This is a genomic window from uncultured Sphingopyxis sp. (genome assembly GCF_900078365.1).
Taxonomy (GTDB): Bacteria; Pseudomonadota; Alphaproteobacteria; order Sphingomonadales; family Sphingomonadaceae; genus Sphingopyxis.
Genome location: NZ_LT598653.1, coordinates 1656920 through 1670791 on the forward strand (window position 1 = coordinate 1656920; position 13872 = coordinate 1670791).

Genomic DNA, 13872 nt, shown 5'->3' on the forward strand with positions numbered 1-13872 from the left:
ATGGGGTTCCGGATCATCGCCATATCGCTCGCCGCGGCTTTGCCCGTGGCGGTCTATGCAGCGCCCGCCGCGCCCGCCTGCTCGGCCGCACCGGTTCTTCCGCCCGAACTCACCGGCTGGTCACGCGACGCGTCGAGCAAGACGATCTATGCCTATGGCGACGACCTCGGCGCCGACTGGTCGCCGCTCGGCGCGGCACGGACCGAGCTGCCGCTGCACAGGTTCGAAAGCCTGCGCTACGGCATCGCGCCCGAGCGCAAGCCCGACGTCCACAAGTTCGGCGGGATGATCCCGATCGAGGTGAAGAAGGCGGGGCGGCTGGTCGTCGCGCTCGACGCGGGGGCGTGGATCGACCTGGTGCAGGGCGGCGGCGTGGTGAAATCGGTCAAGCACGGGCATGGCCCCGCTTGCTCGGGCATCCGCAAGATGGTCGAATTCGACGTGACGCAGGGGCGCTATCAGCTTCAGATCGTCAACGCGCCCGCGGCGTCGATCCATGCGATGGCGGTGCTGCGCGACTGATCAGGGCAGCCGCTTGGCGAGTTCGCCCGTCGCGTCGCCCGGCAGCGGCGCGACACCGAGCAGCCGCATCAGCAGCGGATAGACCTCGATATTGTCGACGATGCCGACGTCGCCTTTCAGCCCCGTACCGCTGGCGACGAACAGCGCGAGCATTTCGGGGTCCTGATTGTCGTAGCCGTGCGCGCCGCCCCGGACCGGCCAGTTCGGCGTGCCGGCGATAATCGACCAGCCGGGCTCGGCGATGCAGATGATCGCGGCGACGCGCGGATTCCGGCCGTAATGCAGCCGCTCGGGCAGTTTTTCGCGGCGGTTGCATGTCATGTGGTCATGCGGTTTCAGCAGGGCATCGTACACGCGATCATCGGTCCCCGCCGCGGGCTCGATCGCGGCATAGGGTCCGGTTTCGACCGCGATGATGCTCGGCAGGTCGATCAGATCGGCGAGCTGGATCACGCGGCTCTCGTCGATCGCGCGCATCCCGTGGTCGGCGACGACCAGCAGGCGCGCAGGCTGGCCCATCGCGGCGAGGCCGGCGGTCAGCTCGCCGATGCGCCCGTCCACCTCGGCAATCGCGGCGTTCACTTCGGCGCTGTCGGGGCCGAAGCGGTGCCCGGCATCGTCGACCGCCTCGAAATAAAGAGTGACGAAGGCGGGGCGAATGGCGGCGGGGCGGCGCATCCAGTCGAGGATCGTGTTGACGCGCTGGGCATAGCCGACATGCCTGTCGTAGCGCAGCCAGTCGGGCGGGCGGCTGTCGTGGATCGCGACCTCGCTCCCCGGCCAGAACATCGTCGCGCTGCGCACGCCCGCCTTGCCGGCGGTGATCCATGCCGGTTCGGCCTCGTCCCACCAGAAAGGATCGAGCGATTGCTTCGGATCGCCGAGGCTGAAGCGCACGTCGGGGCGCCGCGGGTCGATCATATTGTTGCCGACGATGCCGTTGGTGTCGGGGCGCTTGCCGGTGACCATCGCATAATGATTGGGAAAGGTCTTGGTCGGGAATGAGGGGCGCAGCTTGCCATGCGCGCCCTCGGCCGCGAGCCGCGACAGGTTCGGCGTGATGCCCCGGTCCACATAATCGGCGCGAAAGCCGTCGATCGAAATCAGGATCGTGACGGGGTCGCGTTCGCTGCCTTCTTGCGCTTGCGCGGAGAGGGGAAGGAGCAGGGCGAATAGCAGCGGGAAAAGGCGGTTCATGCGCGCTCCGCTATGGCTTCTATGTGACCGCCCCACGACACATCAGGCCATCCTGATCCCGGCGACGTCGCGTTCGACGATGCCCGTCGCGCGCTTCGACAATGTGTTGGTCGGCGTCGTCACCTTGTCGACGACCATGAAATGCGTCTGCCACGCCTCGCGGTTCACGTCGCATACGACGTAGCCGCGCTGGTCGTTGGCGAATTTGAGCTCGGGATTCCGGCTCAGGAACATGTCGGTGCCGTTCCTCCTGTCGCTGCCGTCGCCGCCGCTCGAGATCGAGGTCGCGACGAATTCGGCGCCGACGACCTTGTTTTTCAGCACGAGATCGCCGCAGAAATTCTGGTGCTCGTCGCCGGTCAGCACGACGGCATTCTTGAGCCCCTCAAGCCGCGACAACATGCGTTCGCGCGGCGCTTCATAGCCTGCCCAGCTGTCGAGGTTCAGAATCTTCTCGGGTGCCTCGGGCCGCCGCCGCCGGTCGAGCGACATCATCGTCACCTGCTGCGCCAGCGCGTTCCATGTCGCGCCGCCTTCGCCCAGATTGCGGTTCAGCCAGGCTTCCTGCGCCTTGCCCAGCACCTGCGCATTTTTGTCATAAACGCCCGGACAGGCCGGCTTGAACCCGTCCTCGCACGGCTGGTCGTCGCGATATTGCCGCGTGTCGAGCAATTGCATCGCCATCAGGTCGCCATAGCGAAGCTCGCGGTTCAGCGCGACCATTCCGCCGCGCGGCAGCATCGATCGGCGCACGGGCATATGCTCGTACCACGCCTGCATCGCCGCCTGTTTCTTGAGCATGAAGACCTCGGGCGGCGGCGCGTCGGGATCGTGGCCGTCGAGCCCCAGTTTCCAATTGTCCTTGTCCGAAACCCAGTCGTTGCGAATCTCGTGATCGTCGAAACTCGACAGGAAGGCGTGGGTGCAGCGCGCGGCCTGCAGGTCGATGTCGCCCAGCTGCTGCGCATAGGCGAGGCGGAAATCGCCGAGGTCGATCAGGTTGCGATACGCATGCTTGCGCACCGGGCGCGTCGGCAGCCCGGTGTCGAACAGATAATCCTGGCTATATTCATAGATGAAGTCGCCATAATGATAGACGAAGGCGAGATCCTCGCGCGCGAGATGGCGATAGGCGCCGAAAAAGCCCGATTCGAAATGCTGGCAGCCGCAGACGCCGAATTTCAGCGCATCGGTCGGTGCACCCACGCGCGGGAGCGTGCGTGCGCGGCCGCGCAGGCTGCGTTCACCGCCGGCGGTGAAGCGGTAAAAATAGGGACGGTCGGGCTGAAGTCCCGCGACCTCGACATGGACGCTGTGGCCGAGCTCGGGACGCGCGAGTTCGGTGCCCCTGGCGACGACGTCGCGAAAGCCGCCGTCGCTCGCGACCTCCCAATCGACCGGGAAATTGGCGAGCGGCATCCCGCCGTGGCGCTTCATCGGTTCGGGCGCGAGCCGCGTCCAGATGACGAAGCCGTCGCTTGCCGGATCGCCCGCCGCGACGCCGAGGCTGAACGGAAATTCGCGGAAGATGCCGCCCTCGGCGCGCAGGATCGCCGGGGCGGCAAGGCCGGCGAGCGTGGCCCCGGCAAGGAAGTGGCGGCGGTCGAACATGGCTGGGCTCCCTGGGCGCGAATCACCGCCCCTGATAGCCCAGCCATGGCTTTCATCAATGACCGATGCGCCGCACTACAGCCACATCCGCGCCATCCACAGCGCCATCGCGATCATCATCAGATTCTCGGTGAGCGAGACGAAGCCCAGCGGCACCTTGCTGCTGCCGCCGACGCACGCGCATTTGATGTCGCGCTTGTCGATATAGACGGCCTTGAACACCGAAACCGCCCCGATGCCGCCGATGAACAGCGCGACCGGGACCGACAGCCAGTCGAGGGCGTGCGCGGTCATCAGCACCCCCGCGAGCCCCTCGGCAAAGGGATAGATGCTCGCATAGGGCACCCACCGCCGCGCGAGCAGATCATAGTTCAGGAACATGGTGGCGAATTTGTCGACGTCCTGCAGCTTCAAGAGCGCGAGCACGATCATGCTGAACGAGATGAACCATTCGGCGGCACGCAGCGTGAACGGGCTGCCATAGGCGGCGAAGCTGGCGGCGAGCGCCATCAGCGCGGTCATCGCGAAGAGCGCGATGACGGGGGTGTAGCTCGTGGCGTCGGGATCGGTGACCTTCAGCCCGAAATGGCGGCGCAGATCGTCGTATCCGCCGATGCGCGCGCCGTCGATGAAGGTCTGCGGCGTCGTCTTGACGCCATGCTCCGCCTTGAACGCGTCGGTTTCCTCGCGCGTCGTCAGCCAGCGGTCGTCGACCGCGAAGCCGCGGCTTTCGAGCAGATATTTTGCTTTGAGGCCATAGGGGCAGATGTGCCCCGGCATGACCATGCGATGGAGGATTGCCTGTTTCGTCATGCACCCCATATAGTCTCTGTACCATGGTACGGAGTCAAGCGATGCAATTGACGATCGGAAAATTGGCGGCGGCGGGCGATGTGGGCGTCGAAACGGTGCGCTACTATCAGCGCCGCGGGCTGCTCGAAACGCCGGCGCGCAGCGGCGGTGATGGTTGGGGCGGCGGGATTCGGCGCTATGGCGAGGATGACCTCAGGCGGCTCAAATTCATCCGCGCGGCGCAGGGTGCGGGCTTCACGCTCGACGAGATCGGCGAACTGCTCGCGCTCGAAGCGAGCGATGACCGCGTCCGCGTCCGCACCCTCGCGCGCCAGCGGATCGATGTCCTCGACGAGAAGATCGCACAGATGACCGCAACGCGCGCCGCGCTAGCGCGCCTCGCCGACCAGTGCGCCGCGAGCGACAAGGGACCGTGCCCGATATTGGCGGCGTTCGAGCCGCAACCTCTTCCGCGATGACCGCTAACGGCTGGAAGCGGACCTATGTTTCATCGTCACCCCGGATTTGATCCGGGGTCCATTCACGCCAGCAATGGAGGAATGGATCCCGGATCAAGTCCGGGATGACGGGAGTGTCGGGTTTCGACCGAAACCAGCCGTCGCCCACCTTTTACTTCGTCATCCCCGCGAAAGCGGGGACCCAGAGCATGCGTAGGCTGACCCCAGACTGGGTTCCCGCTTTCGCGGGAATGACGAACGATTGGGTGTGTCCGCTTCCCACCCCAAAGCCGCCATCGGCCGCCCGCAAAAAATCGCTGTTCTACATTATTGCACCGTGTCGGCATCTGCCCGGCTCTTTGAAATCGTCGGCTTCCGCAACCCGCTCTTAAAGCCACAAAGGACGCAGTTCCGATGCGCGCGTGCGGGGCTTTTGTGGCTTTAAGCGCCTATCGGCCTCATCATTGCGGTGCAAATCAACTATGCAGGAAGTGCATCACGTCGCCGTCGCTCACGATATAGGCCTTGCCTTCGGCGCGCAGCTTGCCGGCCTCGCGCGCCTTCGCTTCGCCGCCGAGCGTGACATAATCGTCATAGGCGATCGTTTCGGCGCGGATGAAGCCCTTCTGGAAATCGCTGTGGATCTCGCCCGCGGCTTCGGGCGCCGTTGCGCCGGTGTGGACGGTCCAGGCGCGCGCTTCCTGCGGGCCGACGGTGAAGAAGGTGATCAGGTGAAGCAGTTCGTAGCCCGCGCGGATGACGCGCGCGAGGCCGGTTTCGCTGAGGCCCATTTCGGACAGGAATTCCATCCGGTCGGCCATGTCCATCGTGACCAGCTCGCTCTCGATCGCCGCCGAGACGACGACCGCTTGGGCGCCTTCTGCCGCCGCCTTGGCGAAGACCTTTTCGGAGAAGGCGTTGCCGTTCGCGGCGCTGCCTTCATCGACGTTGCAGACATAGAGGACGGGCTTCGAGGTCAAAAGCTGCGCGGTGCGCAGCACGCGGGCTTCCTCGTCGTCTTTCGGCTCGGCCAGCCGCGCGGGCTTGCCTTCGCGAAGGAGGTCGAGCGCCTGGCCGAGCACCGACGAGGCGATCTTTGCTTCCTTGTCGCCCTGCGCCGCCTTCTTGGCGAAAGCGGGAACGCGCTTTTCGAGGCTTTCGAGGTCGGCGAGCAGCAACTCGGTCTCGACCGTCTCGGCGTCGGCGACGGGGTCGACCTTGTTCTCGACATGCTGGATGTCGTCATCCTCGAAGCAGCGCAGGACGTGGACGATCGCATCGACCTCGCGGATATTGCCGAGGAACTGGTTGCCGAGCCCTTCGCCCTTCGACGCGCCGCGCACGAGGCCGGCGATGTCGACGAAGGCAAGCTGCGTCGCGATGATCTTCTTGCTGCCCGCGATGGCGGCGAGTTTCTCGAGCCGCGCGTCGGGGACCGCGACGTTGCCGATATTCGGCTCGATCGTGCAGAAGGGATAGTTCGCCGCCTGCGCCGCCGCCGTCTCCGTCAGCGCGTTGAACAGGGTGGACTTGCCGACGTTGGGCAGGCCGACGATCCCGCATTTGAAACCCATAAAAACTCCGTGAAGTCCGGCCGCTGCTGGATGAGGGCCGGTGTTGCAGCGCCCCTAGCGCCAAGTTGCGCCGGATGCCAGTCTTTGCCGTTGCGCGCCGTTCAGACTTGCCGCTTTATCGCGCGAGACATGACGCAACCCCGCCTCCTCGCAGCCGGCACCCTTCTGGCCCTTGGCATGACCGCGGCAGTTGCCGCGCAGAGCCGGTTCGAGGAAGATGTCTTCGCCGAGCTCAACCGCTTCCGCAGCGATCCTGCGGCCTATGCCGACTATCTCGACGACTATCGTCCGCGCTTTGAGGGCAGGCTGCTGATCGGCGAAGACGACGGCGAGATCGACATCATGACGCGCGAAGGCGTCGCCGCGGTCGACGAGGCGATCCGCGATCTGCGCCGCGAAAGGCCGCTCCCGACGCTCGAATGGAGCGCCCCGCTTGCCCGCGCCGCGGCGGACCATGTCGCGGTCCAGTCGCGCTCGGGCGCGGTCGGTCACTATACGCGCGGCAGCGGGCCCGGCGAACGGATGCGGGCGCGGGGCGGCGGACCCTATGTCAGCGAGGTCATCACCTATGGTCATCACACGCCCGAAGGCGTCGTCGACCAACTGCTGATCGACGATGGCGTGCCCGGTCGCGGCCATCGCCACAGCCTGCTTCGCCCGGCGCATCGCTATGCCGGAATCGCCTGCGGTCGCCATCCGGTGCATCGGACGATGTGCGTGACGCTGATGTCACAGACGCGCGACGGCTCTCCGCCGCCGCCGCCGAAGCGAAAATAGGAAGTCAGCGCGGGGCTAGCTCCCGGCATGTGTCTCCGCGAAGGAGCATCGGGTCGGATCGTCCCCCGGACGATCCTTGACCATGCGGGCATGGTCAACCCGATACTGACCCATCACCGGCCGGCTCGAAATGGCGCCGGCTGGTGATGGGCTCCCGCCTTCGCGGGAGCACACGGCTTTTTCACTCCCGGATATTCGTCCGCGATCAGTTGCCGACCGGCTGGTTGTCGGTGCGGCGCACGACGATCGTCGACGATCGCGGCTGCTCGCCTGCGACCGGCCAGTCGCCGGTCGGATGCTGGATGTTGACGAAGAAGGTCGTGAGGTCGGGCGTATAGGCCAGTCCCGTGATCTCGCAGCCGAGCGGCCCGACAAGGAAGCGTTTCGACTGCTTGTTCTGCTGATCGACATAGAACATCGCATTGTGGCCGAAGGCCTGGTCGATCGTCGTGCCGTCGACGCCCGAATTGCCCGGGACGCTGTGATCGGTCTGCACCCACATGCGGCCTTCGGGGTCGATGCGCAGGCCGTCGGGGCTGGAAAAGGTGTCGCCGTCGATGTCGCCGACCAGATTGCTGCCGCCCGCCGCGAGCGACGGATCGCCGGCGGTCAGGAAGATTTCCCAGCTGAAACTGGTCGCCAGCGGCGAATCGCCTTCTTCGCTGAACTTCAGGATATGACCGTGCAGATTCCGGATCCGCGGGTTGGCGGGATCGGTGACGCGGCGGCCGCTGTTGTTGGTCAGGGTGCAGAAAATCGCGCTGTTGTCGGGCGCGACGGTCAGCCATTCGGGGCGGTCCATCACCGTGCCGCCCGCGACGCGCGCCGCCTGCTGGCATTTGATCAGCACGTCGGCCTGATTGTTGAAATCGACCGTCGTCGGCGCCGGCGGCGTCTCGCTCTGGCTGACGTTACCCGGATCCGACGCGCCGGCGGTCAGGCCGTTCTCGCCCACGGCCAGCGCGCGCCATTCGCCCGTGCCGTCGCCGTTGAAGCGCGCGACATAGAGCGTGCCATAGTCGAGCAGGTCGGTGTTCGCGGCGCGGTTGGTGTCGCTATAGGCGCGGTCGGGAACGAACTTATAGATGCACCCCGGCGTCGTATCGTCGCCCATATAGAAAGCGACGCGGCGGTCGGCATTCGCCATGAAGGCGACATTCTCGTGATTGAAGCGGCCCATCGCGGTGCGCTTCGTCGGCGCCGCGAGTTCGCGCAGCGGGTCGATCTCGACCACCCAGCCATAGTTGGTCTCGGGCTGCGTCGGGTCGAGATAATTGTCCATCGTCTCTTCGCAGGTGAGGTAGGTGTTCCACGGCGTGCGTCCGCTCGAACAATTGTTGAGCATCCCCTTGATGCTGCCCGAGAGCAGTCCCGCGGCGGGGCCGCCGGCGCGATAGCTGCTGTTGCCGGTGTAGCGGCGGTTATAGGTCGATCCGGCCTGCACGGTCCATTTGCCGTCGCTGCCCTTGGCGACCTCGACGACGCCGATGCCGACCGCCGACAGCGCGATCGCCTTCTGGTCGGCGCTGGCCGTCGCGGCGTCGTAGCTGCCCGCCATCAGGATGTTGAAGTCGGGAAATTCATAATTCATCGCGAGGAGCCCGCGCGTGTTGGCGTCGACGTCGGGAAGCGCGAAATATTCCATGCCGTCATGATTGCCGCCCGCCCATTTCTCGGCGACTGCCGGGCTCGCGGGGAAGCTGCCCGAATAGGCGGTGCCGGCTTCGACCGAATCGCCCGCTTTCAGCAGCACGTCGACGGTATAGCCGTCGGGCACCGTCACCCGGTCGTCCTGGTTCGCGGCGACCGCGGCAAAGGTGGCGGCGAAGCTCGGCGGCGGGGTCGGGGTGGGGGTCGGCGACGGGGTCGGCGTCGGCGTGGGCGGGACCGTGACGATCGGGTTGCCGTCGTCGTCGCAGGCCGCGAGCGCCATCGCCGGAATCACCGACAGGCCGAACAGGCCGTTCCGCAGCAGCGTGCGGCGCGTCGGATTCTCGGCGACGATCGCCTCGAGGCTGTCGGGACCCGGAAGGCCGCCGGTTTCGCCGCGATAAGGCGCACGGGCTTTGTCGGTAAGATGTGACATGCAGTTCCCCTGTTTTTCGGTTGAGCCCCGGGACTCGATTGTCCCGGTTTGGAGGTGGCGCACCGATTGCAGAGGTTCGTTTCAGTCGCGTGGCTTGAAAGCGTCGAATTGCAATGACTTATATGACGGTCATGTGACGGATCAGTCGTGGACCGCCTTGACCAGCGGCCCGAGCCCGCCGCCGCCGAGCCAGGCGAGCTGGACTTCGGCCGACACGCGGTTGATCGCTTCCTGCGGCTTGTTGCCCGGATGGACCGCGCGGCGCAGCGGACGCTTGCCCGCCGGCATCGCCATGATCGCGGCGATCGCGCGCGGCACGTCGGCCGGGTTGGCGCTGCGTCCGCTGCCGTCCTCGGTCCCCATGCCGCGCGTGAAGGGGGCATAGGCGTCGAGCAGCGCGGGATCGCTCCGCTCCTTCAGCGCGCCGGTATAGATGTTGCGATTGACCCAGACCTTTGTGGGATAGCCGCCCGGCTGGATGATCGTCACGTCGATCCCGTGCGGGACCAGTTCATAGGCGAGCTGTTCGGACAAGGCCTCGACCGCGAATTTGGTCGCCGAATAATGGCCGCCGCCGGGCACGATCACGCGGCCGAGCTGCGACGAGATGTTGAAGATTTGCCCGCTTTTCGCCGCGCGCATCTGTGGGAGGAGCGCGCGAACCATGCGATGGATGCCAAGAATGTTGGTTTCGAAGATCAGCTTCGTCGCCTCCATGTCCTGCACCTCGACCGGCCCGGTGATGCCGATGCCGGCATTGTTGACGAGCGTGTCGATGCGGCCGCCCGCGAGTTCGAGCGCCTTCGCCGTCCCCGCCGCGACCGAGGCATCGTCGGTGACGTCGATCTCGACGATATGGAGGTCCAGCCCGTCTTTCGCGGCTTCGGTCGCGAGGCTTTCTGCCTCGGGCCGCGGCATGTTGCGCATCGTTGCGATCACCTTCGCGCCGAGGCTGGCATAGAGCAGCGCGCCGATGCGGCCGAAACCGCTCGAACAGCCGGTGATCAGCACGGTGCGGCCTTTCAGCGAGGGGGCGGGCGTTGCGGCGCGAAGCAGCGCGGGGGCGGCGGCGGTCAGCGCGGCGGCGCCCGCGATGAGCTGGCGGCGATTGGGGGTGTGGCGATCGGGCATGGGAAGGCTCCTTTCGGGAGCGGATCATGCCTTAGTTCGGCCGCTTCGCCAAATCGGTGTTCCGAAGCCGCTTTGGGGTGGATTGACGACGTTTAGGAGTTGAGGTGGTTTCCCCTCCCGCAGGCGGGAGGGGCAGCGAAACTTGCGAACTTGTTCGCTAGTTGCAGCGGGGTGGGCAATCGCAACGTCGCTGCCCACCCCCAGCCCCTCCCGCAAGCGGGAGGGGAGATAACGACAGCTTCCGCCCGAAACCCGCCGCGCCGCCGCCTCATCCCTGCAATCGCAGCGCAAGGTCGCTCTGAAACCGCACCTCGTCGCCGTCGGCGAGCCATTTCGCTTCGGCGGCGATCGCGCCGAGCAGGTCGATCAGCGGCTCCATTTCGCTCTTATGATAATTGCCGAGGACGTGGCCCGTCACGCGGTCCTTGTGCCCCGGATGGCCGATGCCGATGCGTATGCGGCGGAAATCCTCGCCGATGTGGCTGATCATGCTGCGGATGCCGTTGTGGCCCGCCGCCCCGCCGCCCTGCTTCACCTTGACCTTCATCGGCGCGAGGTCGAGTTCGTCGTAGAAGGCGGTGACGTCCTGCGGCGTCAACTTGTAGAAATCGAGCGCGGCGCGCACGCTGCGCCCGCTTTCGTTCATGAAGGTGCCGGGTTTGAGCAGCAGGATGCGCTGCGATCCGATACGGCCTTCCTGGATCCAGCCCTGGAATTTCTTGGCCGGGGCAGGGAAGTCGTAGAAGTCGGCGATGACGTCGGCGGCCATGAAGCCGACATTGTGACGGTGCATCGCATATTTGGGCCCGGGATTGCCGAGGCCGACCCAGAGCTGCATGGCGGTGCCTTTCCCGGGTCTGGCGGAAACGCCCCTCCCGCCAAGGGAGGGGCGGTCCGGAATGCTTAGGCTTCTTCGCCTTCGGCGGCGGCTTCTTCGCCGTCATCCTTCGTCGTGTCGCCGTCGCTCGACTTGAGCGCCGACGGGGCGACGATGGTGGCGATGGTGAAGTCGCGGTCGGTGATCGCGCTTTCGACGCCCTTGGGCAGGGCGACGTTGCTGATGTGGATCGAATCGCCGACGTCGAAGCCGGTCACGTCGATCGCGATCTCGTCGGGAATCTTGTCCGCGTCGCAGACGAGTTCCAGCTCGTGGCGAACGATGTTGAGCACGCCGCCGCGCTTCAGGCCGGGCGAGGCTTCTTCGTTCTGGAACGAGACCGGCACCGCGACCTGGACCTTGGCGTCCTTGGCGATGCGCAGGAAATCGGCGTGGATCGGGCGATCCTTGACCGGGTGGAAAGCGACGTCCTTGGGCAGCGTACGGATGGCCTTGCCGCCGACTTCGATCATCACGACCGAGTTCATGAAGTGACCCGTCATCAGCTGCTTCATCAGCAGCTTTTCTTCGACGTGGATCATCAGGGGTTCTTCCTTGCCGCCATAGACAACGGCGGGGACACGACCTTCACGACGCAGTTCACGCGAGGCTCCCTTGCCTCCGCGCGTCCGCGTCTCGGCCGTCAGCGTCAGCTGATCGCTCATAATATTTCTCCGAGAAACAGTTGCACAGCTCCGCCACGCCTCCAGGGATGACCATGACGGAAGCCGCGGCGCTTAGCGGGGAAGCGGTGGAATTGCAAGTGTTGGCGGTGGAAGGGAGAGATGGCGGGTTTGCGCCGGGAGCGGACGCCGAGCATCTCATAACTTCGTCATTCCCGCGAAAGCAGGAACCCAGAGCGTGCGTCGGCTGACTCCACACTGGGTTCCTGCTTTCGCGGGAATGACGAATGTTGGGAAGGGTTTTTCCCACCCCAAGGCGGACACTGCGCAAATCACTGCGCCCGCGTCACCGTCAGTCCGTCCGCTTCCAGCCTCGCCGGAACGCCGTCGCTTCCGACCAGATGCCCAGCGCCCACCGCCATCAGCACCGTCCCCGGCCGTTCCATCCGCCGCTTCACCCATGCGCTCCAGCGCCGGTTGCGGTCGGTGATGATCGCCTTGCGCGCCGCGGGCACGGCGTCGATGTCCTCGTTGATCAGCTTTTCGAGCGCGGCGACATCGCCGCGCCCCCACGCTGCGGTCAGCGCCCCGACCTGCTCCACCGCACCGTCCGCTTCCTCAGCCGCCCGCGTGAGCAGGATGCGCTGGGTATGCGGGTCGAGCGTTTCGAACAGCATCAGCTGTTCGCGCGCGGTTTCAAAGCCGGCGATCGGCTTGCCCGCGGCCTTGAACTTTTTGGCGAGACCCGTCTCGACGCCGTCGGCCGAGGACAGGCCGGCATTTTGCGCGACGCGCTGGCCCATCAGGACCATCACCGCCCAATCGTCCAGCCCTTCCTCGCCAAAGCCGCGGCCGCTCGCTTCGAGCGCGCGAAAGCCGGTCAGCGCCTTGCCGGAGAGGCGCGCCTCGATCGCGAGCGGGGCGTCGCGCGGAGCGAGTTTCCTGAATATCGCGCCCGCGGCGTCGAGTTCGGCGGGCGACAGTTCCAGGATCAGTTCGTCGGCGGCCTCGATCGCGTCTTCCACGCGGCCCCCATCCCAATCGGTGCCGCGCGGCAACGCGTGCATCGTGCCGAGAATATAGATTCTCGTATCCGCGTCCGCGACGAGCCACATTGCCGGGCGCGCTTCGGGGCCCGGCTCGGCGGTGCCGCAGGCCGTCAGCAGAAGCGGCAAAAGGGCCGCCGCAAGGCGGCGGCCCCATTGTCCGGGCCGGGGGGCGGGTCGCCTCAATATTCGACCCGCTTCACCGTGAGACCACGTTCCTTCAGATAATCCTGCACGCTGTGCTCGCCCGCGAGATGCCCGGCGCCGACTGCGACGAAAACGGTCCCCGGCTGGTCCATCCGCGCCTTCAGCTTGTCCGCCCAGCGCGCGTTGCGATCCCAGAGCAATGTTTTCGCGAGTTCGGGCGTCGCGGCCAGGCTCTCGTTCATCGCGGTGGCGAGCCCGTCGGGGTCGCCCTTCGCCCACAGGACGACCATTTTGTCGAGTTGCGGCCCCAGTTGGTCGAGGTCCTTCACCACTGCGTCGAGAAAGGCGACCTGCTGCGTTTCGGGCAGCGTGTCGAAAAAGCCAAGCTGTTCGGCGAAGGTTTCGAGCCCCGAAACCGGCTTGCCCGCCGCCTTCGCAAAGCCGGTCAGCTGCTTTTCGGCACCTTGCTCGGGATCATAGCCGAGCTTGGTCAGCGGCAGCACCGACAGGGTGATCGCCGGAAACCACGGCTCGAACTTGTCGAACTGCGCGGCGGGCAGGCCGACGCTCGCCATCGCGGCCTGATAGGCTGCAAGCTGATCGGGATTGAGCCGCGACGACAGCGTCTTGCCGCTCTGGTCGAGCGCCAGCGGCATCATGGTCTTCGCGACCTCGGCCTGATCCTCGGGCATCACCATTTCGAGCATCAACTGGTCGGATGTCTCGAGCGCGGTCTTCACCGCCTCGTCGAACCAGCCGAGGCCGGGCTTCAGCACATGGACGGTGCCGAAAAGATAGATCGTCGTGTCGTCGTCCTTCACCACCCACAGCGCGGGGTCGGCGTCGGTGGTCGCGGGGGCGGCCGCCGTGGCGGGCTCGGCAGCGCGGACGGCATTGGTGCCGGGCAGCATAGCGCATTGGGCGAAGGGGATGACGGCGCAGGTGGCGACAAGCGTCTTGAACCAGGTCTTCATCGGGGAATCACCTTTCGATTCGGTTCTTGTGGCTTCGGAGGGGGTGAAAGGGAAATG

General features: G+C 65.9%; 13 protein-coding genes. 3 read left to right on the forward strand and 10 right to left on the reverse strand.

The features are described 5' to 3' along the window. Positions 1-522: a hypothetical protein gene (locus QZL87_RS07500; protein WP_295325828.1), complete on the forward strand. Its 522-nt coding sequence runs from the start codon at positions 1-3 to the stop codon at positions 520-522. Here QZL87_RS07500 and QZL87_RS07505 read toward each other — a convergent pair whose 3' ends face one another. The 3 genes from QZL87_RS07505 to QZL87_RS07515 form a co-directional block, all read right to left on the reverse strand. Next, positions 523-1719, reverse strand: coding sequence for a nucleotide pyrophosphatase/phosphodiesterase family protein (locus QZL87_RS07505; RefSeq protein WP_295325834.1), 1197 nt, complete (start codon positions 1717-1719; stop codon positions 523-525). Positions 1720-1761: 42 nt separating this feature from the next. Beyond that, entirely contained in the window at positions 1762-3330 is a 1569-nt protein-coding gene (locus QZL87_RS07510) for an alkaline phosphatase D family protein (RefSeq protein WP_295325839.1), read from the reverse strand. 75 nt (positions 3331-3405) lie between these two features. Continuing rightward, complete coding sequence (locus QZL87_RS07515; RefSeq protein WP_295325843.1) at positions 3406-4143, reverse strand: glutaredoxin family protein; 738 nt, start codon at positions 4141-4143, stop codon at positions 3406-3408. 41 nt (positions 4144-4184) lie between these two features. On the opposite strand from QZL87_RS07515, the gene QZL87_RS07520 reads away from it, so the two are divergent. Then, positions 4185-4601 carry a MerR family DNA-binding protein gene (locus QZL87_RS07520; protein ID WP_295325848.1) on the forward strand — a complete coding sequence of 139 codons (417 nt, stop codon included), beginning with the start codon at positions 4185-4187 and terminating at the stop codon, positions 4599-4601. 455 nt (positions 4602-5056) lie between these two features. Here the strand turns inward: QZL87_RS07520 and ychF are convergent, their stop codons facing one another. After that, positions 5057-6154, reverse strand: coding sequence for a redox-regulated ATPase YchF (gene ychF, locus QZL87_RS07525; RefSeq protein ID WP_295325852.1), 1098 nt, complete (start codon positions 6152-6154; stop codon positions 5057-5059). A 177-nt stretch (positions 6155-6331) separates the two neighbouring features. On the opposite strand from ychF, the gene QZL87_RS07530 reads away from it, so the two are divergent. Continuing rightward, entirely contained in the window at positions 6332-6931 is a 600-nt protein-coding gene (locus tag QZL87_RS07530; RefSeq protein WP_295325856.1) for a CAP domain-containing protein, read from the forward strand. 205 nt (positions 6932-7136) lie between these two features. On the opposite strand, the gene QZL87_RS07535 is transcribed toward QZL87_RS07530, so the two are convergent. The 6 genes from QZL87_RS07535 to QZL87_RS07560 form a co-directional block, all read right to left on the reverse strand. Further along, complete coding sequence (locus QZL87_RS07535; RefSeq protein WP_295325861.1) at positions 7137-9017, reverse strand: alkaline phosphatase PhoX; 1881 nt, start codon at positions 9015-9017, stop codon at positions 7137-7139. 141 nt (positions 9018-9158) lie between these two features. Then, entirely contained in the window at positions 9159-10148 is a 990-nt protein-coding gene (locus tag QZL87_RS07540) for an SDR family oxidoreductase (protein WP_295325871.1), read from the reverse strand. Positions 10149-10416: 268 nt separating this feature from the next. Beyond that, a complete protein-coding gene (gene pth, locus QZL87_RS07545; RefSeq protein ID WP_295325875.1) occupies positions 10417-10986 on the reverse strand; it encodes an aminoacyl-tRNA hydrolase in 570 nt (189 codons plus the stop codon). A 65-nt stretch (positions 10987-11051) separates the two neighbouring features. Next, complete coding sequence (locus QZL87_RS07550) at positions 11052-11690, reverse strand: 50S ribosomal protein L25/general stress protein Ctc (RefSeq protein ID WP_295325880.1); 639 nt, start codon at positions 11688-11690, stop codon at positions 11052-11054. A gap of 290 nt (positions 11691-11980) precedes the next feature. Further along, entirely contained in the window at positions 11981-12823 is an 843-nt protein-coding gene (locus QZL87_RS07555) for a TraB/GumN family protein (protein WP_295325884.1), read from the reverse strand. 53 nt (positions 12824-12876) lie between these two features. After that, positions 12877-13815 (reverse strand): TraB/GumN family protein, encoded by a 939-nt coding sequence (locus QZL87_RS07560; RefSeq protein ID WP_295325887.1) that lies wholly within the window; start codon positions 13813-13815, stop codon positions 12877-12879. Between the last annotated feature and the right edge of the window lie 57 nt (positions 13816-13872).

Excerpts from the sequence above, each read along its gene's own strand:
- QZL87_RS07500 (WP_295325828.1), top strand. The coding sequence starts at position 1 with ATGGGGTTCCGGATCATCGCCATATCGCTCGCCGCGGCTTTGCCCGTG.
- ychF (WP_295325852.1), bottom strand. The coding sequence starts at position 6,154 with ATGGGTTTCAAATGCGGGATCGTCGGCCTGCCCAACGTCGGCAAGTCC.
- QZL87_RS07510 (WP_295325839.1), bottom strand. The coding sequence starts at position 3,330 with ATGTTCGACCGCCGCCACTTCCTTGCCGGGGCCACGCTCGCCGGCCTT.
- QZL87_RS07535 (WP_295325861.1), bottom strand. The coding sequence starts at position 9,017 with ATGTCACATCTTACCGACAAAGCCCGTGCGCCTTATCGCGGCGAAACC.
- pth (WP_295325875.1), bottom strand. The coding sequence starts at position 10,986 with ATGCAGCTCTGGGTCGGCCTCGGCAATCCCGGGCCCAAATATGCGATG.
- QZL87_RS07550 (WP_295325880.1), bottom strand. The coding sequence starts at position 11,690 with ATGAGCGATCAGCTGACGCTGACGGCCGAGACGCGGACGCGCGGAGGC.
- QZL87_RS07505 (WP_295325834.1), bottom strand. The coding sequence starts at position 1,719 with ATGAACCGCCTTTTCCCGCTGCTATTCGCCCTGCTCCTTCCCCTCTCC.
- QZL87_RS07515 (WP_295325843.1), bottom strand. The coding sequence starts at position 4,143 with ATGACGAAACAGGCAATCCTCCATCGCATGGTCATGCCGGGGCACATC.
- QZL87_RS07560 (WP_295325887.1), bottom strand. The coding sequence starts at position 13,815 with ATGAAGACCTGGTTCAAGACGCTTGTCGCCACCTGCGCCGTCATCCCC.
- QZL87_RS07540 (WP_295325871.1), bottom strand. The coding sequence starts at position 10,148 with ATGCCCGATCGCCACACCCCCAATCGCCGCCAGCTCATCGCGGGCGCC.
- QZL87_RS07530 (WP_295325856.1), top strand. The coding sequence starts at position 6,332 with ATGACCGCGGCAGTTGCCGCGCAGAGCCGGTTCGAGGAAGATGTCTTC.
- QZL87_RS07520 (WP_295325848.1), top strand. The coding sequence starts at position 4,185 with ATGCAATTGACGATCGGAAAATTGGCGGCGGCGGGCGATGTGGGCGTC.